General features: G+C 71.2%; 29 protein-coding genes. 7 read left to right on the plus strand and 22 right to left on the minus strand.

Annotated features, from left to right (window positions below; all coding sequences use genetic code 11):
* Positions 1 to 113 precede the first annotated feature (113 nt).
* On the plus strand, positions 114 to 608 hold the full coding sequence (locus tag O0235_RS06855; RefSeq protein ID WP_270057797.1) for a hypothetical protein: 495 nt from the start codon (positions 114 to 116) through the stop codon (positions 606 to 608).
* A 96-nt stretch (positions 609 to 704) separates the two neighbouring features.
* On the opposite strand, the gene O0235_RS06860 is transcribed toward O0235_RS06855, so the two are convergent.
* The 8 genes from O0235_RS06860 to O0235_RS06895 form a co-directional block, all read right to left on the minus strand.
* Positions 705 to 941, minus strand: a complete 237-nt coding sequence (locus O0235_RS06860; protein ID WP_270057798.1) for a hypothetical protein — start codon at positions 939 to 941, stop codon at positions 705 to 707.
* Entirely contained in the window at positions 938 to 1,102 is a 165-nt protein-coding gene (locus tag O0235_RS06865; RefSeq protein WP_270057799.1) for a hypothetical protein, read from the minus strand. Before O0235_RS06865 ends, O0235_RS06860 begins: the two co-directional genes overlap by 4 nt.
* Before the next feature lie 175 nt (positions 1,103 to 1,277).
* The gene (locus tag O0235_RS06870; RefSeq protein WP_373324428.1) at positions 1,278 to 2,564 is read right to left on the minus strand and encodes an ABC transporter substrate-binding protein; all 1,287 of its coding nucleotides are present in this window, start codon (positions 2,562 to 2,564) and stop codon (positions 1,278 to 1,280) included.
* A 149-nt stretch (positions 2,565 to 2,713) separates the two neighbouring features.
* The gene (locus tag O0235_RS06875; protein WP_270057801.1) at positions 2,714 to 4,003 is read right to left on the minus strand and encodes a branched-chain amino acid ABC transporter permease; all 1,290 of its coding nucleotides are present in this window, start codon (positions 4,001 to 4,003) and stop codon (positions 2,714 to 2,716) included.
* Positions 4,004 to 4,006: 3 nt separating this feature from the next.
* Positions 4,007 to 4,894, minus strand: coding sequence for a branched-chain amino acid ABC transporter permease (locus O0235_RS06880; protein WP_270057802.1), 888 nt, complete (start codon positions 4,892 to 4,894; stop codon positions 4,007 to 4,009).
* 24 nt (positions 4,895 to 4,918) lie between these two features.
* Positions 4,919 to 5,632 carry an ABC transporter ATP-binding protein gene (locus tag O0235_RS06885; RefSeq protein ID WP_270057803.1) on the minus strand — a complete coding sequence of 238 codons (714 nt, stop codon included), beginning with the start codon at positions 5,630 to 5,632 and terminating at the stop codon, positions 4,919 to 4,921.
* Positions 5,629 to 6,423 (minus strand): ABC transporter ATP-binding protein, encoded by a 795-nt coding sequence (locus O0235_RS06890; RefSeq protein ID WP_373324388.1) that lies wholly within the window; start codon positions 6,421 to 6,423, stop codon positions 5,629 to 5,631. The genes O0235_RS06885 and O0235_RS06890 overlap by 4 nt, the downstream gene beginning before the upstream one ends.
* Before the next feature lie 188 nt (positions 6,424 to 6,611).
* Positions 6,612 to 7,814, minus strand: coding sequence for a DUF3179 domain-containing protein (locus O0235_RS06895; protein WP_270057805.1), 1,203 nt, complete (start codon positions 7,812 to 7,814; stop codon positions 6,612 to 6,614).
* A 20-nt stretch (positions 7,815 to 7,834) separates the two neighbouring features.
* Here O0235_RS06895 and O0235_RS06900 point away from each other — a divergent pair, with 20 nt between their 5' ends.
* Complete coding sequence (locus tag O0235_RS06900) at positions 7,835 to 8,374, plus strand: hypothetical protein (RefSeq protein ID WP_270057806.1); 540 nt, start codon at positions 7,835 to 7,837, stop codon at positions 8,372 to 8,374.
* Here the strand turns inward: O0235_RS06900 and O0235_RS06905 are convergent.
* From O0235_RS06905 to O0235_RS06925, 5 genes are all read right to left on the minus strand, one after another.
* Complete coding sequence (locus tag O0235_RS06905; protein WP_270057807.1) at positions 8,371 to 8,742, minus strand: hypothetical protein; 372 nt, start codon at positions 8,740 to 8,742, stop codon at positions 8,371 to 8,373. The genes O0235_RS06900 and O0235_RS06905 overlap by 4 nt on opposite strands.
* Before the next feature lie 6 nt (positions 8,743 to 8,748).
* On the minus strand, positions 8,749 to 9,066 hold the full coding sequence (locus O0235_RS06910) for a hypothetical protein (RefSeq protein WP_270057808.1): 318 nt from the start codon (positions 9,064 to 9,066) through the stop codon (positions 8,749 to 8,751).
* A complete protein-coding gene (locus O0235_RS06915; RefSeq protein WP_270057809.1) occupies positions 9,038 to 9,340 on the minus strand; it encodes a hypothetical protein in 303 nt (100 codons plus the stop codon). Before O0235_RS06915 ends, O0235_RS06910 begins: the two co-directional genes overlap by 29 nt.
* 136 nt (positions 9,341 to 9,476) lie before the next feature.
* Positions 9,477 to 9,644, minus strand: coding sequence for a hypothetical protein (locus O0235_RS06920; protein WP_270057810.1), 168 nt, complete (start codon positions 9,642 to 9,644; stop codon positions 9,477 to 9,479).
* Positions 9,616 to 10,350, minus strand: coding sequence for a hypothetical protein (locus O0235_RS06925; protein ID WP_270057811.1), 735 nt, complete (start codon positions 10,348 to 10,350; stop codon positions 9,616 to 9,618). Before O0235_RS06925 ends, O0235_RS06920 begins: the two co-directional genes overlap by 29 nt.
* 127 nt (positions 10,351 to 10,477) lie before the next feature.
* On the opposite strand from O0235_RS06925, the gene menA reads away from it, so the two are divergent.
* On the plus strand, positions 10,478 to 11,377 hold the full coding sequence (gene menA, locus O0235_RS06930; RefSeq protein WP_270057812.1) for a 1,4-dihydroxy-2-naphthoate octaprenyltransferase: 900 nt from the start codon (positions 10,478 to 10,480) through the stop codon (positions 11,375 to 11,377).
* Positions 11,378 to 11,386: 9 nt separating this feature from the next.
* On the opposite strand, the gene ruvC is transcribed toward menA, so the two are convergent.
* Together ruvC and O0235_RS06940 are read right to left on the minus strand one after the other, a co-directional pair.
* Positions 11,387 to 11,878 (minus strand): crossover junction endodeoxyribonuclease RuvC, encoded by a 492-nt coding sequence (gene ruvC, locus O0235_RS06935; protein ID WP_270057813.1) that lies wholly within the window; start codon positions 11,876 to 11,878, stop codon positions 11,387 to 11,389.
* Positions 11,879 to 11,950: 72 nt separating this feature from the next.
* Positions 11,951 to 12,541: a MarR family winged helix-turn-helix transcriptional regulator gene (locus O0235_RS06940; protein WP_270057814.1), complete on the minus strand. Its 591-nt coding sequence runs from the start codon at positions 12,539 to 12,541 to the stop codon at positions 11,951 to 11,953.
* A gap of 70 nt (positions 12,542 to 12,611) precedes the next feature.
* Here O0235_RS06940 and O0235_RS06945 point away from each other — a divergent pair, with 70 nt between their 5' ends.
* Complete coding sequence (locus O0235_RS06945) at positions 12,612 to 13,199, plus strand: protoglobin domain-containing protein (RefSeq protein WP_270057815.1); 588 nt, start codon at positions 12,612 to 12,614, stop codon at positions 13,197 to 13,199.
* A gap of 6 nt (positions 13,200 to 13,205) precedes the next feature.
* Here O0235_RS06945 and uvrB read toward each other — a convergent pair whose 3' ends face one another.
* The 3 genes from uvrB to O0235_RS06960 form a co-directional block, all read right to left on the minus strand.
* Positions 13,206 to 15,332, minus strand: a complete 2,127-nt coding sequence (gene uvrB / locus O0235_RS06950) for an excinuclease ABC subunit UvrB (RefSeq protein ID WP_270057816.1) — start codon at positions 15,330 to 15,332, stop codon at positions 13,206 to 13,208.
* Between the two features lie 250 nt (positions 15,333 to 15,582).
* Positions 15,583 to 16,380 (minus strand): enoyl-CoA hydratase/isomerase family protein, encoded by a 798-nt coding sequence (locus O0235_RS06955; RefSeq protein WP_270057817.1) that lies wholly within the window; start codon positions 16,378 to 16,380, stop codon positions 15,583 to 15,585.
* Between the two features lie 202 nt (positions 16,381 to 16,582).
* Positions 16,583 to 16,930: a hypothetical protein gene (locus O0235_RS06960; RefSeq protein WP_270057818.1), complete on the minus strand. Its 348-nt coding sequence runs from the start codon at positions 16,928 to 16,930 to the stop codon at positions 16,583 to 16,585.
* Positions 16,931 to 17,121: 191 nt separating this feature from the next.
* Between O0235_RS06960 and O0235_RS06965 the strand changes: the two genes are divergently transcribed.
* The gene (locus O0235_RS06965; RefSeq protein WP_270057819.1) at positions 17,122 to 17,994 is read left to right on the plus strand and encodes an SDR family NAD(P)-dependent oxidoreductase; all 873 of its coding nucleotides are present in this window, start codon (positions 17,122 to 17,124) and stop codon (positions 17,992 to 17,994) included.
* Here O0235_RS06965 and O0235_RS06970 read toward each other — a convergent pair.
* The 4 genes from O0235_RS06970 to obgE all read right to left on the minus strand — a co-directional run bounded on the left by O0235_RS06970 (position 17,991) and on the right by obgE (position 20,717).
* Entirely contained in the window at positions 17,991 to 18,773 is a 783-nt protein-coding gene (locus O0235_RS06970) for an enoyl-CoA hydratase/isomerase family protein (protein WP_270057820.1), read from the minus strand. The two genes, O0235_RS06965 and O0235_RS06970, sit on opposite strands and share 4 nt — an antisense overlap.
* A 64-nt stretch (positions 18,774 to 18,837) precedes the next feature.
* The gene (locus O0235_RS06975; protein WP_270057821.1) at positions 18,838 to 19,122 is read right to left on the minus strand and encodes a HigA family addiction module antitoxin; all 285 of its coding nucleotides are present in this window, start codon (positions 19,120 to 19,122) and stop codon (positions 18,838 to 18,840) included.
* Positions 19,112 to 19,408 carry a type II toxin-antitoxin system RelE/ParE family toxin gene (locus O0235_RS06980; RefSeq protein WP_270057822.1) on the minus strand — a complete coding sequence of 99 codons (297 nt, stop codon included), beginning with the start codon at positions 19,406 to 19,408 and terminating at the stop codon, positions 19,112 to 19,114. Before O0235_RS06980 ends, O0235_RS06975 begins: the two co-directional genes overlap by 11 nt.
* A 49-nt stretch (positions 19,409 to 19,457) precedes the next feature.
* Entirely contained in the window at positions 19,458 to 20,717 is a 1,260-nt protein-coding gene (gene obgE, locus O0235_RS06985) for a GTPase ObgE (protein WP_270057823.1), read from the minus strand.
* 280 nt (positions 20,718 to 20,997) lie between these two features.
* Between obgE and O0235_RS06990 the strand changes: the two genes are divergently transcribed.
* Together O0235_RS06990 and O0235_RS06995 are read left to right on the plus strand one after the other, a co-directional pair.
* Entirely contained in the window at positions 20,998 to 21,741 is a 744-nt protein-coding gene (locus O0235_RS06990; RefSeq protein ID WP_270057824.1) for a PIG-L deacetylase family protein, read from the plus strand.
* Between the two features lie 129 nt (positions 21,742 to 21,870).
* Positions 21,871 to 23,604 (plus strand): PEP-utilizing enzyme, encoded by a 1,734-nt coding sequence (locus O0235_RS06995; RefSeq protein WP_270057825.1) that lies wholly within the window; start codon positions 21,871 to 21,873, stop codon positions 23,602 to 23,604.
* Positions 23,605 to 23,614 lie beyond the last annotated feature (10 nt).

The raw sequence follows: 23,614 nt of genomic DNA on the forward strand, positions 1-23,614 counted from the left end.
CGGCGGGCCCCGGCCCGGCGAAGGTAAAGGCCGACCGCTTCACCTAGGACCATTCTCGGCCACGGGGGCTGGTGCAACACTGGATGCAATCTTTGGCCGAGGAGGTGCAGCGCATGAAACGCAACGCGGACGGCGACCTGATCAGACTCTTCAAGGAGGTGCTCGAAGAAGTCATGCGCGAGGAATTCATCGCCCGCCCCCGCATCGAGGCCCTGAAGCGGGTGGCGAACGTGGACGTCTTCTGCCCGGTCGAACGGTGCGCGCTCGCCCGGGGGGAGCTGGCCTGGCCGGTGGTCGAGATCGCCGGCCACCTGGCGGCGGTCCACGGGTGGGAGCCGGCCCGCATCCGCCGCTGGGTGGAGCGGCAGGCTGAGTGCCCGGTCTGCCTCGGCACGGGCGCCTACCCGTACGGCCGGGCGCAGCGCCTGCCGCTCGGGGAGTGCCTGAACTGCGAGGGCACCGGCCGCGCCGTCGAGGGCTGCTACCGGTTCGCGGCGAAGACGCGGCGCAGCTACTGGCGGCGGCACTTCAAGGCCGAACCGCCCTACCGGATTGCGTGGCGGCGGCACGCCGAGGCCGAGGGCGTCCTGCCCATCGAGCCGTACTAGCCGGCGCGGCCGGCCCCGGCCCGCGCCAGCGCGGCCCGGCGGAATCCGCCGGGGCCTTCGCTCATCCCGGGAGGCGGCTTCGGGGGTGGCGCGAGCTCAGCCGCTCCGCCGCCAGCGCTCCAGCAGCCGGAGCAGGTCATCGACCGGGAAGCTGAGCGCCTGGAGCGAGACGACGAGGATGGCCGCCGTTGCGATGGTCAGCTCATCCGGGCCGGCGCCGGTGACGTCCTGCCAGGCGAGCGCGGCGCCGCTGATGAGCGCGAGGGCGGCAGCGAGCGTGGTTCGGACGCGGCCGTGGTAGCCGTTCCCGCCGCCCGGCGCGCCGGCGCTCACGGCAGCCTCCGCGCGAGGCTGCCCGCGACGGCGGCCGGCAGGCCGAGGGCGAACGCGGCGATGAGCGCGGCGGCCGGGCCGGCGGCCGAGGCGATGAGCGCGGCCGCGAGCGCGTTGGCGGCGGCGGCAGGGCGGAGGACGGAGATGTGACGGTGAGCCACGGGGGGACCTCCTGGGGCGGATTTCCCCCGAGCGTGCGCCGCCCGCGCCGCAGCCCCGAGCGCCGGCCGTCACACCAGGCCCCCAAAACCCGGTCCGGGCGGCGAAACGAAGCGGGCGGGGGAGCTGGTCCCCCGCCCGCCGGTCATGCGAAGCAGTGTGCGGCTGGCCGCCCGCCTACTTCTTCTTGCTGATGTCGATGACCTCGCCGAAGAGGTCCCACTTCTTGGCGGAGGGGTTGTACTTCGCCAGCTGCTCGGCCTGGATCGGGTAGTAATCCGGCGTGGCCGAGTCGACCGGCGAGGTGTTGATGAGGATGCCCGGCAGGAGGACGTCGATGCGGAGGTCCTTCAGGCTCGTCGCCTGCTTCAGGATGTTCTCCCGGGTGAGGTTGTTGCCGGCGTTCTTGAGGACTTCGACGAGCGTCTGGGCGACGGCGTAGCCGTACACGTTGAAGCCGTCGTTCACGTTGCCCGAGGGGTAGTACTTCGCCATGAAGTCCTTGTAGGCCTTGATGGCGGGGTCGTTCGCCCACTGCGGGTCGCCCGGGTCCTTGATGTAGAAGGTGGTGATGATGTTGCTGAGGTCGGCGCCCTGCTGCGCGGCCGGGTCGAGGACGGACGGGATCGACTGCGAGACCGAGTTGAGCAGGATCGTCGGCTTCCAGCCGATCTGGGTCGCGGCGACGAGCGCCTGGGTGGCGAACTTCGGCGTGGCGACGAGGAAGAAGGTGTCGGCGCCGGATTCCTTCAGCTGGGCGACCTGCGCGTTGACCGAGGCGTCGGTCGTGGCGTAGGTGGCTTCCTTCACGATGACCTGGGAGGCCTTCGCGCCGAGCGCCTTCTTGAAGCCTTCGACGTAGTCCTTCCCGTAGTCGTCGTTCTGGTAGAGGATGGCGACTTTCGCGTTCGGCTTCTCCTTGGCGAGCCACTCGACGTAGATGGCCGATTCGGACTGGTAGTCGGGCTGCCAGCCCATGGTCCACGGGTGGCTCTTCGGGTCCGCGCCCCACTTCGAGGCGCCGGTGGCGACGAACAGGTGCGGGATCTTCTGCTGGTTCAGGTAATCCCAGATCGCGGTGTTGGGCGGCGTGCCGAGCGTATTGAAGACGAAGAGGACCTTCTCCTGCTCGACGAGTTCGCGCACGGCCTGGACGGTCTTGTCCGGCGAGTACTGGTCGTCCTTGGTGATGAACGTGATCTTCCGGCCGTTGATGCCGCCCTGCTCGTTCACCATCTTGAAGTAGGCTTCGACGGCCTTGCCGATGGTGCCGTAGGCAGCAGCCGGGCCGGAGAACGGGTAGACGCCGCCGATCTTGATTTCGGTGTCGGAGGCGCCGGTGTCGTACTTCTTGACGTCCTGCTGCTGGGTCGGCGTCTGGGCCGCTGGCGTCGTGCCGCCGGCGGCTGGCGTCTTGTCCTTGTCGTCGTCGTCATCGCCGCCGCAGGCGGCAGCGAGGACCATGGCGACCGCGGCAAACAGCATGAGCAGCGCGGTCCAGCGTTTCGGTTTCCTCATCTGGTTCCTTGTCCCTCCTGTTGGTGTGTGCTCACGCGCCGTGGCCGGCGCGGGAACCCCCATGCGATCATTCGCTGGCCGGGCGGCCAGCGGATTCACCCCGACCCGCCGCCATCCTGCCGGACGACGACGACCTCCTCCTGCTCGACGACCACGACCGTCTCGACGATGGCGGTCCCGCCCGCGCCCGGCTTCCGCAGCCGGAGGCCGGAGCGCGCGTACCGCCACGTCTCCTGCAGGAAGCCGGCGACGCCGTGCCGCATCGTGTACATCACGACGATGAGGATGATGGCCTGGATGGCATCCGGCGCGGACTTGTTGATGGAGACGGTGACATCCGGCACGAACTGCTGGAAGAGGCCGCCGATGATGGCGCCGTTGATAGTCGCGACGCCGCCGATGACGGCGCCGACGAGGAAGCGGATCGACAGCAGGGGCGAGTACTGGTCCGGCGAAACGAACTGGATGACGACGCCGTTGAGCGCGCCGGCGAGCCCGGCGAAGGCGCCCGCGATGCCGAACGCCGTCATCTTGTAGAGCGCCACGTTCACGCCCATCGCCGAGGCCGCCGTCTCGTTATCGCGGATGGCGATCAGCGCGCGGCCGAAGCGCCCCCGGCGGAGGTTCGCCGCCAGCACGAAGACCAGCAGGGCGAGCAGCGCCGTCGTGTAGTAGAAGAAGCGGTCCAGGTTGTCCTGCCAGAACGGGACGCCCAGCTTGCCGAACATCACGACGCCCTGGACGCCGCCGGTGAACTCCTCGAACTTCTTCGCCAGCGGCGTCACCGTCACCGCGAGCGAGAGGGTGGCGAGCGCGAGGTACGGGCCCTTGAAGCGGAGCGCCGGGATGCCGATGAGGAAGCCGAGCGCCCCGGCGATGAGCGGCGCGATGATGAGCGACCAGCCCCACGGCATGTCCCATTCGCGGAAGCCGATCGCCAGCGTGTAGCCGCCGATGGCGAAGAACGCGCCCTGCCCGAGCGAAATCTGGCCGCCGAAGCCTGTCAGCAGGTTGATGCCGACGATCACCATCATGAACTGGATGGCGACCGTCATCTTCAGCATCGAGGCGTGCGGGATCGCTTCGACGTAGAGCGGCATGAAGGCGAAGAAGGCGATGATGAGCCCGTAGCCGACCCACCGGAGCGCGCGTTCCGCCTGCGGGCCGCGGTCGAGCACCGGCCGCAAGGCCGTCGCCACGATGACCGTGCCGATGGCCACGATGCTGAGCAGCGCGGCCATCCCGGCGAACGGCCCGATGAGGTCGCCCACGGCGGGGATGGCGTCCAGCTTCGCCGGCTCGGCCAGGAGCCACACCAGCCCGGCCACGACGAAGAGGGGGAAGAACCAGTTCCGGCGGTAGTCGAAGGAGCGCACGAAATCCATGGCCTACACCCTCTGCACGACCTGCCGCCCGAAGAGGCCCGCCGGGCGGATGAGGAGGACGGCGACGATGACGACGAGCGCGAGGACGATATCGAGCTGCGTGCCGATGAATTCGATGTAGCGGCCGCCGAGAGCCACGATGTTGCCGATGGCGATGCCGCCGACCACCGCGCCGGGTGGCGAATCGAACCCGCCCAGCGTGGCCGAGGCGAACGAGAAGATGAGGATGGTGGCCATGAAGTTCGGCTCGAGCTGGACGACCGGGGCGGAGAGGATGCCCGCCAGCGCGCCGGCCGCCGCCGCGATGCCCCAGCCCAGCGCCAGCATCCAGTTCACGTTGATGCCGACGAGGCGGCTGGAGGCCGGCTGCGCCGCCGCCGCCCGCAGCCCGAGCCCCAGCTTCGTCCGCTGGAAGAGGACGTAGAGCACGGCCATCAGCGTGATCAGCACGGCGAAGATGAACAGGTGGTACGGGATGATGAAGATATCGCCCACCTGCCAGGAGGCCTGCCGGATGCCCGTCGGCAGCGGGAACGGCTTCGGCACGCCGGAGTAGATCCAGAGCGCCAGCGAGTTGAAGAAGAGGTAGAGGCCGAGCGTCACGATGACGATCGTCAGCTCGGGCGCGTTCTGCACCGGGCGGATGAGGATGCGCTGGACGGCGATTCCGGCGGCGAAGGCGAGGATGAGCGTGAGCGGCACCGCCACCCAGTAGCCCATCCCGGCGTTCAGGAACGACCAGCAGATGTAGGTCGAGAACATCGCCATCTCGCCCTGGCCGAAGTTGATGATGTGCGTCGAGCGGTAGATGAGCACGAGGGCGAGGGCGAGCAGGCCGTAGATGCAGCCGTTCGCCGTGCCCGCGAGGACCAGCTGGATGAATTCGGTCATCGGTCCCTCCCTTCTCCCTTCGCCTCAGTAGCCGAGGTAGGCGCGCCGCACGTCGTCGCTCGCGGCGAGCTGGTCGGCGGTGCCTTCGAGCGCGACCCGGCCGGTCTCGAGCAGGTAGGCGTAGGTCGCCACCTTGAGCGCCCGGACGGCGTCCTGTTCGACGAGCAGCATGCTGACGCCTTCCTCGCGGTTGATGGTCGTGAGGATGCCGAAGATTTCCTGGACGATGAGCGGCGCCAGCCCGAGCGACGGCTCATCGAGCAGGAGCAGCTTCGGGCGCGACATGAGCGCGCGGGCGATGGCGAGCATCTGCTGTTCGCCGCCGGACATCGAGCCGGCGCGCTGCTTGCGCCGCTGGCCGAGCACGGGGAAGTAGCCGTACATCCGCTCGATGTCGCGCCGGATGCCGTCCTTGTCCCGCCGGGAGTAGGCGCCGAGGAGGAGGTTCTCCTCCACGGTGAAGTCCGTGAACGTGCCGCGCCCCTCCGGCACCATCACCATCCCCATGCGGACGAGGTCCTGCGTGGATTTGCCGGCGATCGATTCGCCCTGGTAGCGGACGTCGCCCCAGGTGCGGACCTCGGCGAGGAGGGCGCGGAGGGTGGTGGTCTTGCCGGCGCCGTTCGCGCCGAGGAGGGCGACGATGCCGCGCTCGGGGACGCGGAGGTCGATGCCGAAGAGCACCGGGCGGTCGCCGTAGGCCGCGCGGAGGTTCACCGCTTCGAGGATGGCGCTCATGCCTCCACCCCCAGGTAGGCGCGGATGACCTCCGGGTTGCGGCGCACCTCATCGGGCGTGCCCTCGGCGATCTTCTTGCCGAAATCGAGCACGACGACGCGGTCGCTGATGCTCATGACGAGGCCCATGTGGTGCTCCACGAGCAGGATGGTGACGTCGAACCGTTCGCGGATGTCGCGGATGAGGGCGCCGAGGGCGGAGACCTCTTCGTGGTTGAGGCCGCCGGCCGGCTCATCGAGGAGGAGGAGCTTCGGCCGGGCGACGAGGGCGCGGGCGAGCTCGATCCGCTTCAGCGTGCCGAAGGGAAGCCCGGCCGCCGGGTGCCGCTCGACTGCGCGCAGGCCGAGGTAGTCGATCGCCTCGTCGACGACCTGCTCCGCGCGGCGCTCTTCGCGGCCGACCCACGGCAGGCGGAGCGCCTGCGAAAAGACGTCCGCTTTCGTCGAGGCGTGGAGCCCGACGCGGATGTTGTCGCGGACCGTCATCGACGGGAAGAGGGCGAGGTTCTGGAAGGTGCGGGCGATGCCGAGCCGCGGGATTTCGTGCGGGGCGAGCCCGAGGAGGTTCGTCTGCCCGAACCAGATTTCGCCCGCCTGCGGCCGGTAGAGCCGCGTGATGGCGTTGAACATCGTCGTCTTGCCGGCGCCGTTCGGCCCGATGAGGCCGAGGATCTTCCCCGCCGGCACATCGAACGAGACGCCGTCGAGCGCCACGAGCCCGCCGAACCGGAGGGACACGTCGCGGACGCTGAGGAGAGCCTGGGAACCGTTCGCGCTGACCGTAGCCGCCACCCCCTGTCCGTTTGGGCCGGGAGTCTAGTGGCTCCTCAGGAAATCAAGCAAGTGGCGCTCGCGCAGAAGTGTCCGCTGATCGGTGCGCGGACCGGCCGGGCGGCCAGCGGAAGCGGGCGCGGATCAGCTTCGCCGCTGGCGTTTCGCAGCCCCGTGCGCGCGATTCCCGGCCGGGCGGCCAGCCCGCCTCAGGGCGCCCATATCGCCGTCCCGGGGCGAAAGGCGGCCCACGCGAACCAGAACTCCGCCGTGTGCAGCGCGGGGCGCAGCTGCCGCCCCGCCAGCGGCCCGGCCACGGCCCGGCCGAAGATGTCCCACGTCGAGCCGGTCGCGTCGTCGACGAACGTCCCCGGGGCCGCCCCGGGCGCGAACCGCAGGACGCGGCCGTCGAGCCGCGCATCGTAGGCGGCCGCCGCTCCAACATCCCGCGAGGCGGCGATCTCCCGCTGGTCGAGCGCGGAGGCGGTCCCGGGCGCCCAGAAGACTGCCGCCGGCGCGCCGCCGGCCTCCACGTTCGCGACCTTCGCCTGCTTCAGCGCCGAGAACGGCACCGCCAGCCCGGCGCCGGCCCGGTCGAGGCCGACCACCCGCTCCAGCGCCGGGAGCCGCGGGTCCGGGGTCCCCGGGAAGAGGAACGGCTGGGCAAGGGCGTCGTAGAACTCGTACGGGTTGATGCCGTAGGCCCGCTCGAAACCCGTCGCTTCGGTGAGCGCCGGCGCCCCCGGGTGCGCCCGGCGGAACTCGCCCCACGAGACGATGAGGGCCGGCAGCGGCGTGAGCACCGCCCCCGCGAGCTCGCCCGCGATCGCCTCGCCCGTCGCCTGCTGCCACCAGCTCTCCGTCTGCCGGTCCCAGAGGATGAGGTCGGAGTGGCGGAGGTTGCCGGAGACACCGAAATCGAGGACCCGGCCGCCGGCGCGCCGGTCGAAGGCGAGCGCGGTGTTGCAGAGCGGGCAGTAGGTCACCGCCACGGGCCGGTCGCCGAAGCGATCGTTCACCACTTCGTGCCACGTGAGGATATGCAGCGGGTACCCCTTCGCGATGCCGTCGACGGTGACGACGGCGACGGGCATGCGGTCGGCGTAGCCGAGCGACGCCGCCGGCGCGAAGCGCGCCTGGCCGCCCTGCGGCGCCGGGATGCTCACCGCGCCCTCGGCATCGAGCGGCGGCAGGCAATCGCGCCCCGGGCAGCCGCGCACCACCTCGCGCGGGTCGACGGCGGCGCGGCTGAAGTCCGTGTTCGGCCAGTCGGGAAAGTCGGCGCGGAACCTCGCCTCCCGGTCGGCGGGGGCCAGCGCGGCTGTCGGCGGAGGCGGCGACGGCGCGCCGTCGCCGCCGCAGGCCGAGGCCAGGATAGCGGCCAGCAGCGCGGCCGGCAGCGCACGCGTCATGCCGGGTATCATCGCATGCCGTGACGCTGGAGATGTGGGTCATCCTCGCGGTGCGGGTGCTCGGCTCGCTGCCGGTGCTCCGCTGGGCGCTCTTCGGCGGCATCCTCGCCATCCTCGTCGACCTTTCGGACCTGTTCCTGCGCGCGTACCTGGACCTCGGCGGGGTGCGCAACTACCAGTCGTTCGACAAGTGGTGCGACCAGGTGTACCTGGCGCTCTTCCTCGTGGTGGCGCTGCGGTGGGAGGGGCCGGCGCGGGCGATCGCCGTCGCGCTGTACGCCTTCCGGCTGGCCGGGTTCGCGCTGTTCGAGCTGACGGGCGAGCGGTGGGTGCTGATGCTGTTCCCGAACGTGTTCGAATTCTGGTTCCTGTTCGCGGCGTTCACGCGGCGGTGGTGGCGGGGGTTCCGGTGGGAGCGGCGGCCGACCGCGCTGGCGCTGGCCGGGACGGCGGCCGCGAAGCTGTTCCACGAATACGCGCTCCACGTCGGCCGCTGGTTCGACAGCTTCACCGCGCGCGACGTGGTGGAGTGGGTGGCGGGGCTGGTGCGGTTGGGCTAGCGGGGGGCGCCGAGCGGGAGCCGCATCTGGGCAGAGGCGGGGGCCCCGCCACCGACCGGGCCGGAGTGGTAGGTCTCGACGGTCACGAACGTCGATGCGCCGCGCGCCGTCGCGACCGTCCATGTCGCAATGGCTGGCCGCTGCGCTCCCGGCGCCGGCGGCCCGGCCGGGCGCTCGAACTGCCGAAGCCGCAGCAACGCGCGCCGCCGGGCTGCCCACCGGTCGGCTTCTTCGGGAGCGAACAGGTGTCCGTAGTCGGGGTCCGGTTCGCCCTGCAGGCGGACCGTCCAGACCTGTTCGCCCGCCCGGAGGACGGGCACATCCACCGTCTCGAGGCGCCGGGTCCCGCCGGATTCGTGTGTCATCATCCCATCTTACCTCCGCGCGGTTCTCCAGAACTGGGTGACGATAATTGGCCGTTCCCTGCCGTAATTCACCCGGACCCAGAGGGTTTGGCCATTCTCTGCTTCGCACTCGATGGTGACGACGGGACCGCGCGGGTCCGCGACGCCGCCGTCGTCGGTAATGATGCGGGGGCGGTCTTTTGTCACGCCCCACTCGACGTCCAGGTGGTTCGGCCGGTCTTCGTCAGCCGCTCGTGCCAGGGCATGCTCCGAGATGCGGTAGTCGCGCCGCCGGAACCGGCTGACGATCTCCTCGAGGTCAGCCGCGGGCCGGGAGGGGCCAGTCACGCGGGTCGAGCTCCAGCGACTGGTAGACCTCGGGCGGCAGGGCGATTTCGATGCCAGCCGCCGCTTCGTACCGGTTCAACTCCCGGCGGAGGAGCATGGCGAGGACTTTCGCCTGCTCGAGCGACATCCGAACCACGGCCCGGTCGCCGGGTTCGGCGGCTGCCCCATCAAACGGCTGGCGGACGGGGCGCGCCCCGAACGCGATCGCCAGGCCGTAGGCCGTGAACGTGAACTCGAAGGTATCGGAAAAGACTTCCGGGACGCCATCTGCCATGAGGTGCCTCCGAACCGGGTGTCGCTGATTGTCGACGGCCGCCCTGGAGGCAGCAACGAGCCACCGTCGGCCGCTGGTTCGACAGCTTCACCGCGCGCGACGTGGTGGAGTGGGTGGCGGGGCTGGTGCGGTTGGGCTAGCGGGGGGCGCCGGTCAGCCCGCGGATCTTCTCGAGCGCCTTCTTCGGGTCGGGCTCGCCGGGCACGCGGACGGTGACGCGCACGCCACCACCCTGCCGGACGACCGGGCGCACCGGGGGCCGCCGCCCGGCGTCGTCACCTGCTGAGCCGGAACCGCCGCTCATGTCGGACTTCCTGAGGGCTCCAAACCATCTCCAGGACACCGTGCACCTCCCGCAGCTGCTCGGGGCGGCCGAAAAGACCCTGATATCGAACATCAACGACCGTAACGCGCAACCACGACAGCTCATGTCGCAGCCGGCAGACTTCGAACGCTGTTACTTGACCGGGCGCGACGTACGCGAAGGAGAGCGAAACGTCGCATTCTTCCCGCACCCCGGGAGACCCTGGCGCATCTTCGACACCCCACTCGATACGGAGGTCGACAGTAACATCATACGCGATCCCGACCGCCGCATTCTGAAGGTTGCGAACAAAGACAAGCAGGCCGCGTGGGCCGTCCGCTTGCCCGACGCCCTCCAGAGCCCGCGCGAGGTCGTCGCGGCCAAAGTCCCACGCATTGAACGTTCGTGTCGGGCGGGGTCGGTCGAACGACTTCCCGGTCCAGTCTTCATCGAGGTCGACATCGACCCTCAGGTACGGCTGCCTTGCCACGCGCTCCGCTTCTTCCTGAAGCCGAAGCTCCTGGCTCACGAGAACCACGGTGCCGGCGGCGACGGCCGTTGCGACTGCTCCTCCGACTGACGCGAGCGCGTTCACGAGCGTCCAGTCCACGTAAGGGCCGCGCGTGTCGAGCCCGCCAAACATCCAGGCTGCGAGGAGAACGATGCCCGGTACGCCCAGGATGAGAAGCGCAACGACGGCCGCCACGCCGAGAGCGCGGCGCCCTCGAAGCCCTTCTGATCCTCCCACCGGGCGGAAGTCTGGGTCCCGCAACAGTACGGCGTCAAGTTCTGCGCCTTCCCCCCGCCGTCGGGAGCGCGTACGCTCCGCGGCGATGCCGCCGCCCCGCGCCTGGTTCGCCGCTGCTCGGCCCGTCTCCTTCACCGCGGCGGCAGTGCCCGCACTCGCCGGCACGCTCATCGCCGCGCCCGAATCGTTCACCTGGTGGACGGCCCTGCTCGCCATCCTCGGCGCCGTCCTCTTCCTCGCCGGCACGAACTTCGTCAACGACTACTACGACCACCGGAAGGGGAGCGACGGCCCGGGCGCGCTCGGCCCGCCGGGCGCCATCCAGCAGGGCATCCTCAGCCCGCGCCAGGTGCTCGCGGCCGGGGCTGCCTGCTTCGCCGCAGGGGCGGCCATCGGCGTCGTCCTCTGCGCGGCCGTCAGCTGGCAGCTGCTCTGGGTCGGCGGCGCGGGCCTCCTCGCCGGCTTCCTCTACACCGGCTGGCCGCTCCACCTCGCCTACCGCGCGCTCGGCGAAGCGGTCGTGTTCGCCTTCATGGGCCCGGCCGTCGTCATGGGCGCGGCATTCGTCCAGGCTGAGCGGTGGACGCGGGAGGCGTTCGCCGTGTCGCTGCCGCTCGGCTTGCTCGCCGCCGCCATCCTCCAGGCGAACAACCTGCGCGACCTCGACCATGACCGGGCGGTCGGGAAGCGCACCCTCGCCGTCATCCTCGGCCGGCGCGCGGCGGAGGCGGAGTTCTGGGTGCTGCTGGCGGCGGCCTACCTCGCCCTCATCGGCGGTGCAGCGGCCGGGTTCGTGCCCTGGCCGGCGCTGCTGGCGCTCCTGACGCTGCCGTTCCTCCGGCCGATGGCCCGAACCCTCCGCGCCGTGCGCGAGGGGGCGAACCCGCGCCGCCTGAATTTCCTCCTGCGCGATGCGGCGCTCCTCCACCTCCGCTTCGGGCTGCTGCTCTGCCTCGGCCTGGCGCTCCACTGGGTCTTCGGCTGAACCATCCGCTCAGCGCTGCGGCATCCCCGCCAGCCGCCCGTGCGCCCAGTGGGTGATCGCCACGGCGAGCGCGTCGGCCGCGTCGGCCGGCGCAGGCGGCTTCGCGAGGCCGAGCTGGAAGGCCACCATCCGCGCGACCTGCTCCTTTTCGCCGCGGCCGAAGCCGGCCACCGTCTGCTTCACGAGCGCCGGCGCATACTCGGCGACCTCGAGCCCGGCATCCGCGAGCGCGAGAATGGCCGCGGCCCGCGCTTCGCCGAGGAGCAGCGCCGAGCGCACGTTCTGCCCGACGAAGCCGGATTCGATGGCCGCGGCGGCCGCGCCGCTCTCCCGGGCGATGGCCAGCAGGCCGTCGCGCAGGGCGAGGAGCCGCGCGGCCCGCGCCTCCGCCGGGCGGGTGCGAATCACCCCGTGGCGGACGTACACGGCGCGGTCGCCCGCGATTTCGATGAGGCCGAAGCCGGTGACGTTGAGGCCGGGGTCGATGCCGAGGATGCGCACGCCGCCATGGTGCACCCTCGCCCGGCCGAGCGCGAACGATTCGCCGTCGCGGGGGCGGGGAGGGCGCCGGCCTCAGGCCGGGGTGTGCTCGGGGCACTCCATGGCGGCCTCCGCCTCGCCGAGGGCGCGGCCGATGAGCGCGCAGTCGTGGGGGCGGCCGCTCCCCGGGTGCGCGCCCGGCCGGAAATGGACGCAGCCGGCACAGGGGGCGCTGACGACGAGGCGGCCCGCGCGCACCTGCTCGGCCACCACCTTCGCGATGGCTGCTTCGAAGGCGTCCAGCTCGCCCGGCCCGAGCGTCTCCAGCGCGGCCTCGAGCCCTGAGCTCCACCGCTCGAGCCGGGCCCACGCCTCCCGCCCGGCCGGCGTGAGCGCCAGCACCGACTGCCGGCGGTCGAACGGGTGCGGCCGCCGCTCGATGAGCCCGCGGTCGACCAGCGGGTTCACGATGCCGACGGCCGTGGCGTGCCGGACGCCCAGCACCCGGGCAAGGTGGCCGGGCGTCGCGACATCCGGCCGGGTCTTCGCAGCGAACCGGAGCGCCGCCGCCTGCGCCGGCGTGAAGCCCGCCGCCTGCACGGCCGCGCGTTCGCCCGCCTCTGCCGCGCGGGCCAGCCGCAGGATCGCCGCTGCGATGCCCGCCGCGCGGGCCGAACGGTCCATGTTGACAGCGTACCGTAGGATTCCTACATTCTGCAGCCGGTAGGAATCCTACAGAACGAGGGAGGGACCGATGCCTGCTTCCACCATCCCCGGCTACCGCTACGGCGACCGGGCGCTGCCGCCGGCCAGCATCGACGAGGCGGCCTTCCGCGACCTGTGCGCGGCCTGCCTGCTGGCGGACGACGACCTGGCGGCGCTGCGCGAGGCCGCCCCGATCATCGAGCCCCAGGTGGAGGAGATCCTGGACACCTGGTACGGCTTCGTCGGTTCGCATCCCTTCCTGCTCGCCGCGTTCAGCACGCCGGAGGGGCCGAGCCAGCGCTATCTCGCCGCCGTCCGGGCTCGCTTCGGCCAGTGGATCCGCGACACGCTGCGCGGGGAGTTCGATGCGGCCTGGCTCGCCTACCAGCGGGAGATCGGCCGCCGCCACGCGGATGGGAAGAACGCGACGGACGGCGTCGAGGGAGCGCCTCCCGTGGTGCCGTTCCGTTACGTGGCGGCGCTCATCGTGCCGATCACGGTGACGATGCGGCCGTTCCTGGCGAAGGGCGCGCGCGACGCGGAGCACCTGGAGCGGATGCACCAGGCGTGGTTCAAAGCCGTGGTCTGCTCCGTCGCGCTCTGGGCCGAGGCGTACACGCGCGAGGGGTGGTGGTAGCGGGGGCTACCGCCGGTAGCGGCGGCTCCGGTCGCGGCCGCCGGCCTGGCTCCGGCCGAAGCGGAGCGGGCCGCCCTTCCCGGCCGCGGCCGCGAACAGCGCCAGCTCCTCCGAATCGGTGCCGACCAGCTCGCGCCGCAGCTCGACGATCCGGTCGCGCAGGGCAGCGGCCTTCTCGAACTCGAGGTTCTTCGCCGCCGTCTTCATCTGCGCCTCCAGCTCCTTCACCATCCGCAGCAGCTCGTCCTTCGGCAGCTCGGCCGGCGGCGGGCCGCCCGCATCGTAGCCCGCTTTCTCCTCGGCTGCCTGCATCCGCACGTGGTCGGTGATATCCCGGACGGCCTTCTGGATGCTCGCCGCCTGGATGCCGTGCTCGCGGTTGTACGCCTCCTGGATGCGCCGCCGCCGGTACGTTTCGTCGATCGCCTGCTGCATGCTCCCCGTGATGGTGTCGGCGTACATCACGACCCGGCCCTCCACATGCCGCGCGGCCCGGCCGATGGTCTGGATGAGCGACCGGTTCGAGCGCAGGTACCCTTCCTTGTCGGCATCGAGGATGCAGACGAGCGCCACCTCCGGCAGGTCGAGCCCCTCGCGCAGGAGGTTGATGCCGACCACCACGTCGTACACCCCGAGCCGCAGGTCGCGCAGGATTTCGACCCGGTCGAGCGTCTCCACCTCCGAATGCAGGTAGTGGGTCTTGATGCCCATCTCCTTCAGGTAGTCGGCGAGGTCCTCCGCCATCTTCTTCGTCAGCGTCGTGACGAGGGCGCGCTGGCCCTTGTCGACCACGCGGCGGATCTCGTCCATCAGGTCATCGACCTGGTTCTTCGTCGGCTTCACGACGATTTCGGGGTCGAGCAGGCCGGTCGGCCGGATGACCTGCTCCACCACCTGCGTGGAGACGCGCAGCTCGTAGTCGCCCGGCGTTGCGCTGACGAAGATCGCCTGGTTGATGTGGCGGTCGAACTCCTCGAAGGTGAGCGGCCGGTTATCGAGCGCGCTCGGCAGCCGGAAGCCGTATTCGACGAGCGTCTCCTTCCGGGCGCGGTCGCCGAAGTACTGGCCCTGCACCTGCGGCAGCGTGATGTGCGACTCATCGACCACGAGCAGCCAGTCGTCCGGGAAGTAGTCGAGGAGGCACCAGGGCGTGGAGCCGGGCTCGCGGGCCTGCAGGTGGCGGGAGTAGTTTTCGATGCCCGGGCAGTAGCCGGTCTCGCGGAGGGCTTCGATGTCGTAGTGGGTGCGCTCCTCCAGGCGGGCCGCCTCCAGGATCTTCCCCTGCGAACGGAGCCAGGCGAGCTGCTCCTCCAGCTCCTTCTCGATGCCGGCGATCGCCTGTTCGAGCCGGTCGGCCGTCGTCACGAAGTGCTTCGCCGGGTAGATGTCGACCTCGTCGCGCTCGGCCACGATCTCGCCGGTCAGCGGGTCCAGCTCGACGATCCGCTCCACCTCGTCGCCCCAGAAGTCGATGCGGACGGCCAGCTCGTCGTAGCTGGGGAGGATGGTGAGCGAATCGCCGCGCACGCGGAAGCGGCCGCGGACGACGTTCTGGTCGTTCCGCTCGTACTGCATCGAGACCATCCGGCGGACCGCCTCCTGCCGGCTGAACCGCTCGCCCTTGCGGAAATGGAGGACGAACTCCTGGTACTGGGCCGGTTCGCCGAGGCCGTAGATGCAGCTGACGCTGGCGACGATGATGACGTCGCGCCGGCTGAAGAGCGCGCGCGTGGCCGCGTGGCGGAGCTTGTCGATCTCGTCGTTGATGTCCGCGTCCTTGGCGATGTAGGTGTCGGTCCGCGGGATGTAGGCCTCGGGCTGGTAGTAGTCGTAGTAGCTGACGAAGTACTCGACGGCGTTCTCGGGGAAGAACTCTTTGAGCTCGGCGCAGAGCTGGGCGGCGAGCGTCTTGTTGTGGGCGAGGACGAGCGTCGGCCGGCCGGTGCGGGCGATGACGTTCGCGATGGTGAACGTCTTGCCGGAGCCGGTGACGCCGAGCAGCGTCTGGTAGCGGTCGCCCCGCTCGAGCCCTTCGACGAGCTTCGCGATCGCTTCCGGCTGGTCGCCGGTGGGCTGGAAATCGGAGACGAGCTTGAAGGGGGCCGGCTGGGCCGGGCGGACGATGGCCGTCATACGGACCAGTGTAGCCGGGCGGACAGCGACGCGGGGCGGCGGGAGGGACGGCTGCTGCCGCCGGCCGGCAGGAGGGAGAGCGGGCGGGCGCATCCCGGCCTGCGCCCGCGAAGGTCGGCCCGCAACAGGCGTCGATCGCTCCGTTTGCCCCTGGGGATCGGTGCCGGGAACCTGCCGCGGGATGGTGGGCCCGGCAGGTCAACGGCGTGCGAACAGCAGGTGAACGTCCTGATCCGTGGGCGGCGGCGGCTCAGCGGCCCCGGAAGACGGGCGGCCGTTTCTCCATGAAGGCGCGGCGCGCCTCCTTGCCGTCCTCGCTGGCGAAGGCCATCCGGATGCTGGACAGCTCGAGGCGGCACTGCGCTTCGAGGTCGATCGCCGTCGTCGCCTTCACGACGGTCCGCTTCGTGAGCCGCATCGTAATCGGCGAGACGGTGGCGCAGAGGCCCTGGCAGTACTCGGCCACGCGCGCCTCCCAGCGGTCGTCGTCCACCACTTCGCCGACGAGGCCGAGGCGGAGCGCTTCCTCGGCGTCGACCGTCTTGTTTTCGAGGAGGAAGCGCATCGTCTGCTCGTAGCCGATCGCCTGCGAGAGGGTGAACGTCATCCCGCCATCGGGCGAGCCGCCGATGCGGGGGTAGCCGGCGAGGATGCGCGCGCTCCGCTTCATCAGCCGGATGTCGGTGGCCAGCGCGAGGGAGAGGCCGGCGCCCACCGCCACGCCGTTGATGGCGCCGATGATCGGCTTGTCGCACTTCTGCCGGAGGGTGAGGAGGAATTCGGAGACCCAGCTGAGGTCGTCGAGCTGGGTGGTCAGCGGGCTCTTCGGGCTGTAGTCGCCCGGCCCGCGGAGGTCGAGGCCGGAGCAGAAGGCGTCGCCGGTGCCGGTGAGGCAGATGACCCACGCGTCGTCGACCTTCATGGCGTCTTCGATGGCGGTGACGATGCCCCAGGCGAGCTCCTGGTTGAGCGCGTTCTTCACCTCCGGGCGGTTGAGGCGGATGGTACGGACGTGGCCGGCGTCTTCGATGGCGATGAGGCTGGTCATGGGGCGGGGCTCCGTGGGGCCGCGGGGCCGCGGCGGGATTTCGGGCAGCATACCATGCGGGTTGCTCCTTGCTACTCACCGCCGCCGCGGGGCGAGGCCGCCCGCAGCGCCTCCAGCTCGGCGAGTTCGCCCCGCACCTCCCGGGGACGAAACCTCTCGCCCCGGGATATTCGGCCAGCACCCGGCGGGCGGGAAGGCCCGCTCAGTGCATGCCGCGCGCGCCGAGCAGCCAGCGGAGCGCTTCGTCCCGCGCCATGAAGACCGCGAAGGCGGCGCCCTCCTGCAGGCCGGAGAGCTGGATCGCCTGCCGGCCGAGGCCGAAGACGAGCGGCGAGCCGGCGAGCAGCGCCAGCCGCACGCCCATCCGGTGCAGCTGCTGGGCCGCCACGGCGATGTTCTCCGCCGGCACCGTCACCTCGCGCACGGCGGTGCAGTCGAGCAGCACCCGCGTCCCGGGCGCTAGGCGCGGGAGTTCGCCGCCGGGCAGCCACGTCTCCGGCGTCACCCGCTCCGGCGCGACCCACGTCAGGTACGGCTCGCCGTCGCTCATCCTCGCGCACACCTCCTGCCGGCCGCGGCCCGCCCTGCGGCGGCAACGAGGATACGCCGCCGGCATCCCCGGGCGATCACCGGGGCACGGTACGGCACCGGTTCTCGCGCCGCTCTCGCGGCATCGCCCGTGGGCCGCCCGGCCCGTAGACTTCCGCCCCACGATACCCCCGATTTCGGAGGCACACCCCCATGGGCAGGCTCGAAGGGCAGGTCGCCATCGTCACCGGCGGCGCCAGCGGCATCGGCGAGCAGACGGTCCGGACGTTCGTCGCCGAGGGCGCGCGCGTCGTCATCGCCGACGTGCAGGAGGAGCGCGGCCACCACCTCGCCGAGGCGCTCGGCACGCAGACCAGCTTCCTCCGCACGAACGTGGCGGAGGAGGCCGACGTCGCCGGCGCCGTCGACCACGCGCTGGCGAAGTGGGGCCGGCTGGACGTGATGTTCAACAACGCCGGCTTCGGCGGCGTCGGCGGCCCCATCGACGAGCTCGACATGGCGGCCTACGACCAGACGATGGCGGTGCTGCTGCGGGGCGTGGTCATCGGCGCGAAGCACGCCGCGCGGGCGATGAAGCCGGCCCGCCGGGGCGTCATCCTGAACACGTCGAGCGTGGCGGGGCTGCAGGCCGGGTTCGGCCCGGTGGTGTACAGCGCGGCGAAGGCGGCCGTCGCCCACCTCAGCCGCTGCCTCGCGGTCGAGCTGGCGGAGTTCGGCATCCGGGTGAACGCCATCTGCCCGGGCGTGACGGTCACGAACATCTTCGCTGCCGGCATGGGGCTGAGCGGCCCGGCGGCCGATGCGCTCCTGCCGCGGATCGATGCGGCCCTGGCGAACTGGGCGCCGCTCGGCCGCTCGGGCCAGCCGGCCGACATCGCGAACGCTGCCCTCTGGCTGGCGAGCGACGAGGCCAGCTACGTGACCGGCCAGGCGATCGTCGTCGACGGCGGGCTGACGGCCGGCCGCTCGCTGGAGGAGTTCGGCCAGCGGCTGGCGGCGGCGATGGGGCTCACGCCGGAGCAGTGGCAGGCGATGCGCGAGGCGGCCCGCGGCGCCGGGCGCTAGCGGAACTTCGCCGGCCGCTTCTCCTGGAAGGCGGTGACGGCTTCGCGGTGCTCCGGCGTGCTGTAGCACTCGCTGATCCGGCCGTGCTCGAGCCGCATCACCGCGTTGTAGTCCGGGTTCGCGCCGTTCTTCGTGATGAGCTCTTTGATCCAGCCCATCTGCCGGTCCGGGTTCTGGGCGAGCAGGTTCGCGTACTCCATCGCCGCGTCCATCAGCCGGTCGTGCGGCACCACCTTCTGGACGAGCCCCGTCCGGTAGGCCTCCTCGGCATCGACGAGCCGGCCGGTGAGGCACATGTCGCTCGCCATGCCGAAGCCGACCCGCTGGGTGAGGAAGTAGGTGCTCGCGAGCTCGGGGACGAGGCCCATCTTCACGAAGAACATGCCGAAGCGCGCCTGGTCGGAGGCGATGATGATGTCCATCGGCAGGATGGAGGTGAGGCCGACGCCGACGCAGACGCCGTTGACGGCGGCGATCATCGGCTTGGAGGTGCGGACGAGTTCGACGTAGTTGGTGTCGTCGCGCTCCTCGCGGCGGGCCTGGCCCTGCGAATCGAGGCCGCGCTGGAAGGCGTCGCGGACGTCGGCGCCGGCGCAGAAGCCGCGGCCCGCGCCGGTGAGGATGATGGAGGCGACCTCCGGGTCGGCGTTGGCGCGGCGGAAGGCGTCGTTCCGCTCGGCGGCCATCTTCCAGGTCCAGGCGTTCAGCCGCTCCGGCCGGTTCATCGTGATGACGACCGTGTGGCCGCGCTTCTCGTAGAGGATCTGCTCGTACTCCATGGCTCCCTGCCTTCGAACGGTGATGGTGCGGGGAGCCTACGCCGCCGGCGGGGCGCTGTGAAGGTCAGCCGGCGGCCGCGGCCTGCTGGCGCCGCTGGCGGGCCAGCCGGAGGCGGTGCTCCAGCTCGAGCCGGAGCCAGAACTCCGCCGGGGCGCCGAGCGCCTGCTCGAGGTCGAGCGCGACCTCTTCAGTGATCTGCCGCTTGCCCCTGATGATGTCGTTGATGAGCTGGGCGGAGCGACCGGTACGGCGCGCCAGTTCCGCCTGCGAGATGCCGCGGGCGGCGAGCTCCTCGGCGAGGAACTCCCCCGGGTGGGCCGTCCAGCTCCCCGAATCGTCAGTCGCCATAGTGATTCGTCACCTCCTCAACCCGGACGATCCCGGCGGCGTCGACGGTCACGATGAGCCGCCACCGGTCGTTGAGGGAAAGGGCGTACTGCCCGGCGCGCGCGCCTCGCAGCGGGTGGAGACGCAGTGAGGCCAGCGCGGCGAGCTCGGCCAGCGACCCGGCGGCTCTCAGAATATCAACTCGCTGGATGTACTTGCGCGCTACGGGGCGTCCCCACGCCCGCTCAGCCTCGCCGGGCTCGAGATACCGGCGCCGCAGCTCCTCCGTTCGGAACTCCACGTCCATCGCGCTCGTTAGCGGCGGAGCCTACGCCGCCGGCCGGGCGCTGTGAAGGTCAGCCTTCCCAGGCGATCTCCACGTCGTCGAAGACCACCACGTCGCCCGGCTTGATGCCCAGCCGCCGCAGCTCCTTGGCGATGCCCCAGCGCTCCAGCCGCCGCATCACCTCGTCCAGCGCGCCCGGCATGCCGGTGTCCATCATCTTCACGAAGGTCACCGCCGTGTAGCCGTCCACCACGTACCGCCCGTCCTCGTCGACGGTCACCACGAAGCGGTCGACCGGCGCGGGGCGGATGACCGGCACCTCGGCCGGCGGCTGGCTCGCGGCCCGCGCCCGCTCGGCGGCCACCAGCGCCATCAGCTCCTCTTTCAGCGGCTCCAGCCCGCTGCCGTCGTGCGCGGAGATCACCCGCACGGGGCGGCCGAGGTGGGCCGCGAGCGCCTCCGCCGAGCGCTCCGCCGCCGCGCGGTCGAGGTCGGCCTTCGTGACCGCCACCACCCGCGCGACGTGGGCGAGGCCCGGGTCGTACGCCCGCAGCTCGCCTTCGATGAGCTCGAAGTCCGTCACCGGGTCGGGCGATTCGCAGGAGACGACGTGGAGCAACACGCGGCAGCGCCGGATGTGCTTCAGGAATTCGAAGCCGAGCCCGTAGCCTTCGGAGGCGCCTTCCACCAGCCCCGGCAGGTCGGCGAGGGTGAACCGCTCCCAGCCGACGTTGACGACGCCGAGCATCGGCTCGAGCGTGGTGAACGGGTAGCTCGCGATCTTCGGCTTCGCGTTCGAAACGGCGGCGAGCAGGGTCGACTTGCCGGCGTTCGGCAGGCCGATGAGGCCGACATCGGCGAGCAGCCGGAGCTCCAGCCGGATGCGGCGCTCTTCGCCTTCCTGCCCCTTCTGCGAATAGCCGGGCGTCTGGTTGGTGGGCGTGGCGAACCGCTTGTTCCCCCAGCCGCCGCGCCCGCCGTGGGCGACGAGCACCTCCTGCCCCACTTCGGCGAGGTCGGCGAGCAGGTCGCCGGTGTCGGCGTCGTGGACGACGGTGCCAACGGGCACCTCGAGGTAGAGGTCTTCGGCGTTCGCGCCGTGGCGGAGGTTCGGGCCGCCGTTGCCGCCGTGCCCGGCCTGGAACCGCTTCCGCGAGCGGTACAGTTCGAGCGTGTAGACGTCGTCGACGGCGCGGAGGAAGACGCGCCCGCCGCGGCCGCCGTCGCCGCCGTCCGGGCCGCCCTGGGGCACGAACTTCTCGCGGTGGTAGCTCACGAGCCCGTGGCCGCCGTTCCCGCCCTTCACCGTGATTTCGACCGCATCGAGCATCCTGATCCCATGGAACCATGCCCTCCCATGGATTGGAAGAGGAGAAAGAAGAGAAACAGCAGGCCGTTGGGAGCGTTGGGTTCGAATCCGCGGGCCGTTTGGTGAGCGTTGGGCGGGCGGTTGGAAAGCGGTTTGGGAGGCGCGCGGCCGCCGCGGATGGGCCGGCGGCCGTTGGGCTCGGCGCCCGCGAATCCAACGGCGGGGCCGCCAAACCCAACGGTTTCCCAACGGCCTGGGCTACCATGGTTGCATTGCGCAACGCACCGAAGGAGGCTCCTGGTTGGCTGCTACCGAGTTCGTCCCCCCAAGCGTCATGGTTGTCGTCGCCCACCCGGATGACGCCGAGTTCCTCTGCGGCGGCACCGTCGCGAAGTGGGCGGCCCGCGGCTGCGAGGTGACGTACGTCGTCATCACGAAGGGCGACAAAGGCAGCGACGACCCGGCGATGACGAGCGAGCGCCTGGCCGAAATCCGCGAAGCGGAGCAGCGGGCCGCCGGCGCCGTCCTCGGGGTGCGGAACTTCGAATTCCTCGGCTACCCGGACGGCTACCTCCAGCCGACGCTCGAACTCCGGCGCGACCTCGCCCGGCTCATCCGGAAGTACCGGCCCCACTCCCTCATCACCTTCGACCCGACGAACCGGTTCGTCTCCGATACCTACATCAACCACCCGGACCACCGCGTGGCCGGCGACGTGGCGCTCGACGCCGTCTTTCCCACGGCCCGCGACCGGCTCACCTTCCCTGAGCTGCTCGTCGACGGCTACGAGCCGTGGAAGGTGCGGCAGGTGTGGCTCGCCACCGCGGCGGAGCCGAACACCTGGGTCGACATCTCCGAGACGGTGGAGCTGAAGAAGCAGGCGCTGCTCTGCCACCCGAGCCAGATCGGCCCGGAAGTGGCGGCCTTCGTCGAAGCGCGGGCGCGGGCGGCCGGTGCGGTGAAGGGGCTGGAGGCGGCCGAGGCCTTCCGCCGCTTCATCCTCGAGGCCGACCCGGTCCACGAGGCGCCGCCGCCGGGGAGCTGAGGGGGCGCTGGCCGGGCGGCCAGCCAACCGCCGATACCACCCATATCCGCGGTCTATGGCAGAATACGGGCCCGGCCGGCGGCGCGCGGTGCCCTCCCGGCCGCCAACTCCCGCCCCTGGAGGTCCCGCATGAAGCCCTGGGTGGTCGGCAGCCGCCCCAGCACGCGCTACCCGCTCTGGACGCGCGCCAACGTCGGCGAAGTCTTCCCCGACCCGGTCTCGCCGCTCTCCTACACGCTCCTGATGGAGAAGGACACGGAAGGCGCCTGGCGCGACGCCCTCGTGAGGATGGGCGCGTTCACCTACGACGAGTTCGACCCCGACAACCTGGAGACGCTGGGGATTTTCGGCTCGTACTGCTACCTGAACGCGCAGGTGACGCGCATCCTCGGCGAGCGCGCGCCCGGCCTCTCCGCCCAGGCGATGGACGACCTCTTCTACGGCGCGCAGCCCGGCGTCCCGCCGTACGAGCCGGCGCCGGGCGACCACAACGAAGAGCGCACCGCCGCCCTCGGCAAGACGTTCGAATGGGCGATGACCGTGCAGCACCTGGAGCGGCCCGCGCTCGATGCGAAGCGCGTCGCCGGCCTGCGCGCGGCCCGGCCCGAGCTGGAGAACCTCTCGAACGAGGCGCTCTGGGCGTACGGCAAGGGCATCGCCCTCGCCAACCACCGCCGGCTCTTCTCCGAGCACATCTTCACCACCTTCGTCTCCACCGTGCCCGTCGGGGCCGTGACGCAGATTTGCGCCGCCGTCGGCCGGCCGGCCGATGCCCTCCGCGTCATCCAGGGCGTCGGCGACGTCGAATCGGCCGCGCCCTCGCTCCGGATGTGGGAGATGGGGCGGATGATCGCCGCCGACCGGGAGCTGAGCGCTGCCTTCGATGCCGGCGTCGAGGGCGCGCTCGACCGCATCCGGGGAGTCGGCGAAAACGGGCAGCGGTTCCTCGCCGCCTTCGATGCGTTCCTCTACGACTACGGCTGCCGCGGCCCGAACGAATGGGAGAGCCGCTGCCACACCTGGGAGACGAAGCCGGAGCTCGCCCTCGCCGCCATCGACCGGATGCGGCTCGCGCCGGAGAGCGCCGACCCTGCCGCCCGCAGCGCCGAACTCGCCGCCGAGCGCGAGCGCGTCACGCAGGAGATCGCCGCCATGCTCGCCGGCGACCCGCAGACGCAGGGCCTCTTCCTCGCCGCCGCCAACGCCGCCCGCGTCTTCCAGGCCGGCCGCGAACGGACCAAGACGAACAACATCCGGATGATCCACGAGGTCCGGATGGCGCTCCACACCATCGGCCGCCGGATGGTCGCGGCCGGCCACCTGGACGACGTGGGCGACTACGCCTTCCTCGTCGCGAGCGAGTTCGACGACTGGCTGCAGCACCCGGCGAAGTACCTCGCCACCATCCGCGAGCGGAAAGCGCTCTACGACGAGTACAACAGCCTGCAGGAGCCGTTCGTCTTCTGGGGCGAAATCCCGGACCCGGACACCTGGCCGAAGAAGGCCGACGTCCGCATCGACCCGGTGAAGCCCGGCGACGTGCTGCAGGGCTTCCAGGGCTGCGCCGGGAAGGCGACCGGCCGCGCCCGCGTCGTCCTCGACCCGCTGGACCCGCGCGGGCTCGAGCCCGGCGACATCCTCGTCGCGCCCATCACCGACCCCTCGTGGACGCCGCTCTTCGTGCCCGCGGCCGCCGTCGTCGTCGATGTCGGCGCGGCTCAGAGCCACGCGATGATCGTCAGCCGCGAACTCGGCATCCCCTGCGTGCCCTCGGTGACGAACGCGACGAAGCGGATCCCGGACGGCGCCACCATCACGGTGGACGGCGATGCCGGCACGGTCACCGTGCTCGCCCTGCCCTGAGGTGCCGGCG

This window comes from Tepidiforma flava (genome assembly GCF_027594505.1).
Taxonomy (GTDB): domain Bacteria; phylum Chloroflexota; class Dehalococcoidia; order Tepidiformales; family Tepidiformaceae; genus Tepidiforma; species Tepidiforma flava.

What these genes read in the sequence shown, in the direction of transcription:
- O0235_RS06945 (WP_270057815.1), top strand. Translation starts at nt 12,612, where the DNA reads ATGCCTGCTTCCACCATCCCCGGCTACCGCTACGGCGACCGGGCGCTG.
- O0235_RS06855 (WP_270057797.1), top strand. Translation starts at nt 114, where the DNA reads ATGAAACGCAACGCGGACGGCGACCTGATCAGACTCTTCAAGGAGGTG.
- O0235_RS06895 (WP_270057805.1), bottom strand. Translation starts at nt 7,814, where the DNA reads ATGACGCGTGCGCTGCCGGCCGCGCTGCTGGCCGCTATCCTGGCCTCG.
- O0235_RS06905 (WP_270057807.1), bottom strand. Translation starts at nt 8,742, where the DNA reads ATGATGACACACGAATCCGGCGGGACCCGGCGCCTCGAGACGGTGGAT.
- O0235_RS06970 (WP_270057820.1), bottom strand. Translation starts at nt 18,773, where the DNA reads ATGGAGTACGAGCAGATCCTCTACGAGAAGCGCGGCCACACGGTCGTC.
- O0235_RS06920 (WP_270057810.1), bottom strand. Translation starts at nt 9,644, where the DNA reads ATGAGCGGCGGTTCCGGCTCAGCAGGTGACGACGCCGGGCGGCGGCCC.
- O0235_RS06875 (WP_270057801.1), bottom strand. Translation starts at nt 4,003, where the DNA reads ATGGATTTCGTGCGCTCCTTCGACTACCGCCGGAACTGGTTCTTCCCC.
- obgE (WP_270057823.1), bottom strand. Translation starts at nt 20,717, where the DNA reads ATGCTCGATGCGGTCGAAATCACGGTGAAGGGCGGGAACGGCGGCCAC.
- O0235_RS06965 (WP_270057819.1), top strand. Translation starts at nt 17,122, where the DNA reads ATGGGCAGGCTCGAAGGGCAGGTCGCCATCGTCACCGGCGGCGCCAGC.
- O0235_RS06995 (WP_270057825.1), top strand. Translation starts at nt 21,871, where the DNA reads ATGAAGCCCTGGGTGGTCGGCAGCCGCCCCAGCACGCGCTACCCGCTC.
- O0235_RS06940 (WP_270057814.1), bottom strand. Translation starts at nt 12,541, where the DNA reads ATGGACCGTTCGGCCCGCGCGGCGGGCATCGCAGCGGCGATCCTGCGG.
- menA (WP_270057812.1), top strand. Translation starts at nt 10,478, where the DNA reads ATGCCGCCGCCCCGCGCCTGGTTCGCCGCTGCTCGGCCCGTCTCCTTC.
- O0235_RS06885 (WP_270057803.1), bottom strand. Translation starts at nt 5,632, where the DNA reads ATGAGCGCCATCCTCGAAGCGGTGAACCTCCGCGCGGCCTACGGCGAC.
- O0235_RS06960 (WP_270057818.1), bottom strand. Translation starts at nt 16,930, where the DNA reads ATGAGCGACGGCGAGCCGTACCTGACGTGGGTCGCGCCGGAGCGGGTG.
- O0235_RS06880 (WP_270057802.1), bottom strand. Translation starts at nt 4,894, where the DNA reads ATGACCGAATTCATCCAGCTGGTCCTCGCGGGCACGGCGAACGGCTGC.
- O0235_RS06980 (WP_270057822.1), bottom strand. Translation starts at nt 19,408, where the DNA reads ATGGACGTGGAGTTCCGAACGGAGGAGCTGCGGCGCCGGTATCTCGAG.
- O0235_RS06915 (WP_270057809.1), bottom strand. Translation starts at nt 9,340, where the DNA reads ATGGCAGATGGCGTCCCGGAAGTCTTTTCCGATACCTTCGAGTTCACG.
- O0235_RS06870 (WP_373324428.1), bottom strand. Translation starts at nt 2,564, where the DNA reads ATGGTCCTCGCTGCCGCCTGCGGCGGCGATGACGACGACGACAAGGAC.
- uvrB (WP_270057816.1), bottom strand. Translation starts at nt 15,332, where the DNA reads ATGACGGCCATCGTCCGCCCGGCCCAGCCGGCCCCCTTCAAGCTCGTC.
- O0235_RS06955 (WP_270057817.1), bottom strand. Translation starts at nt 16,380, where the DNA reads ATGACCAGCCTCATCGCCATCGAAGACGCCGGCCACGTCCGTACCATC.
- O0235_RS06975 (WP_270057821.1), bottom strand. Translation starts at nt 19,122, where the DNA reads ATGGCGACTGACGATTCGGGGAGCTGGACGGCCCACCCGGGGGAGTTC.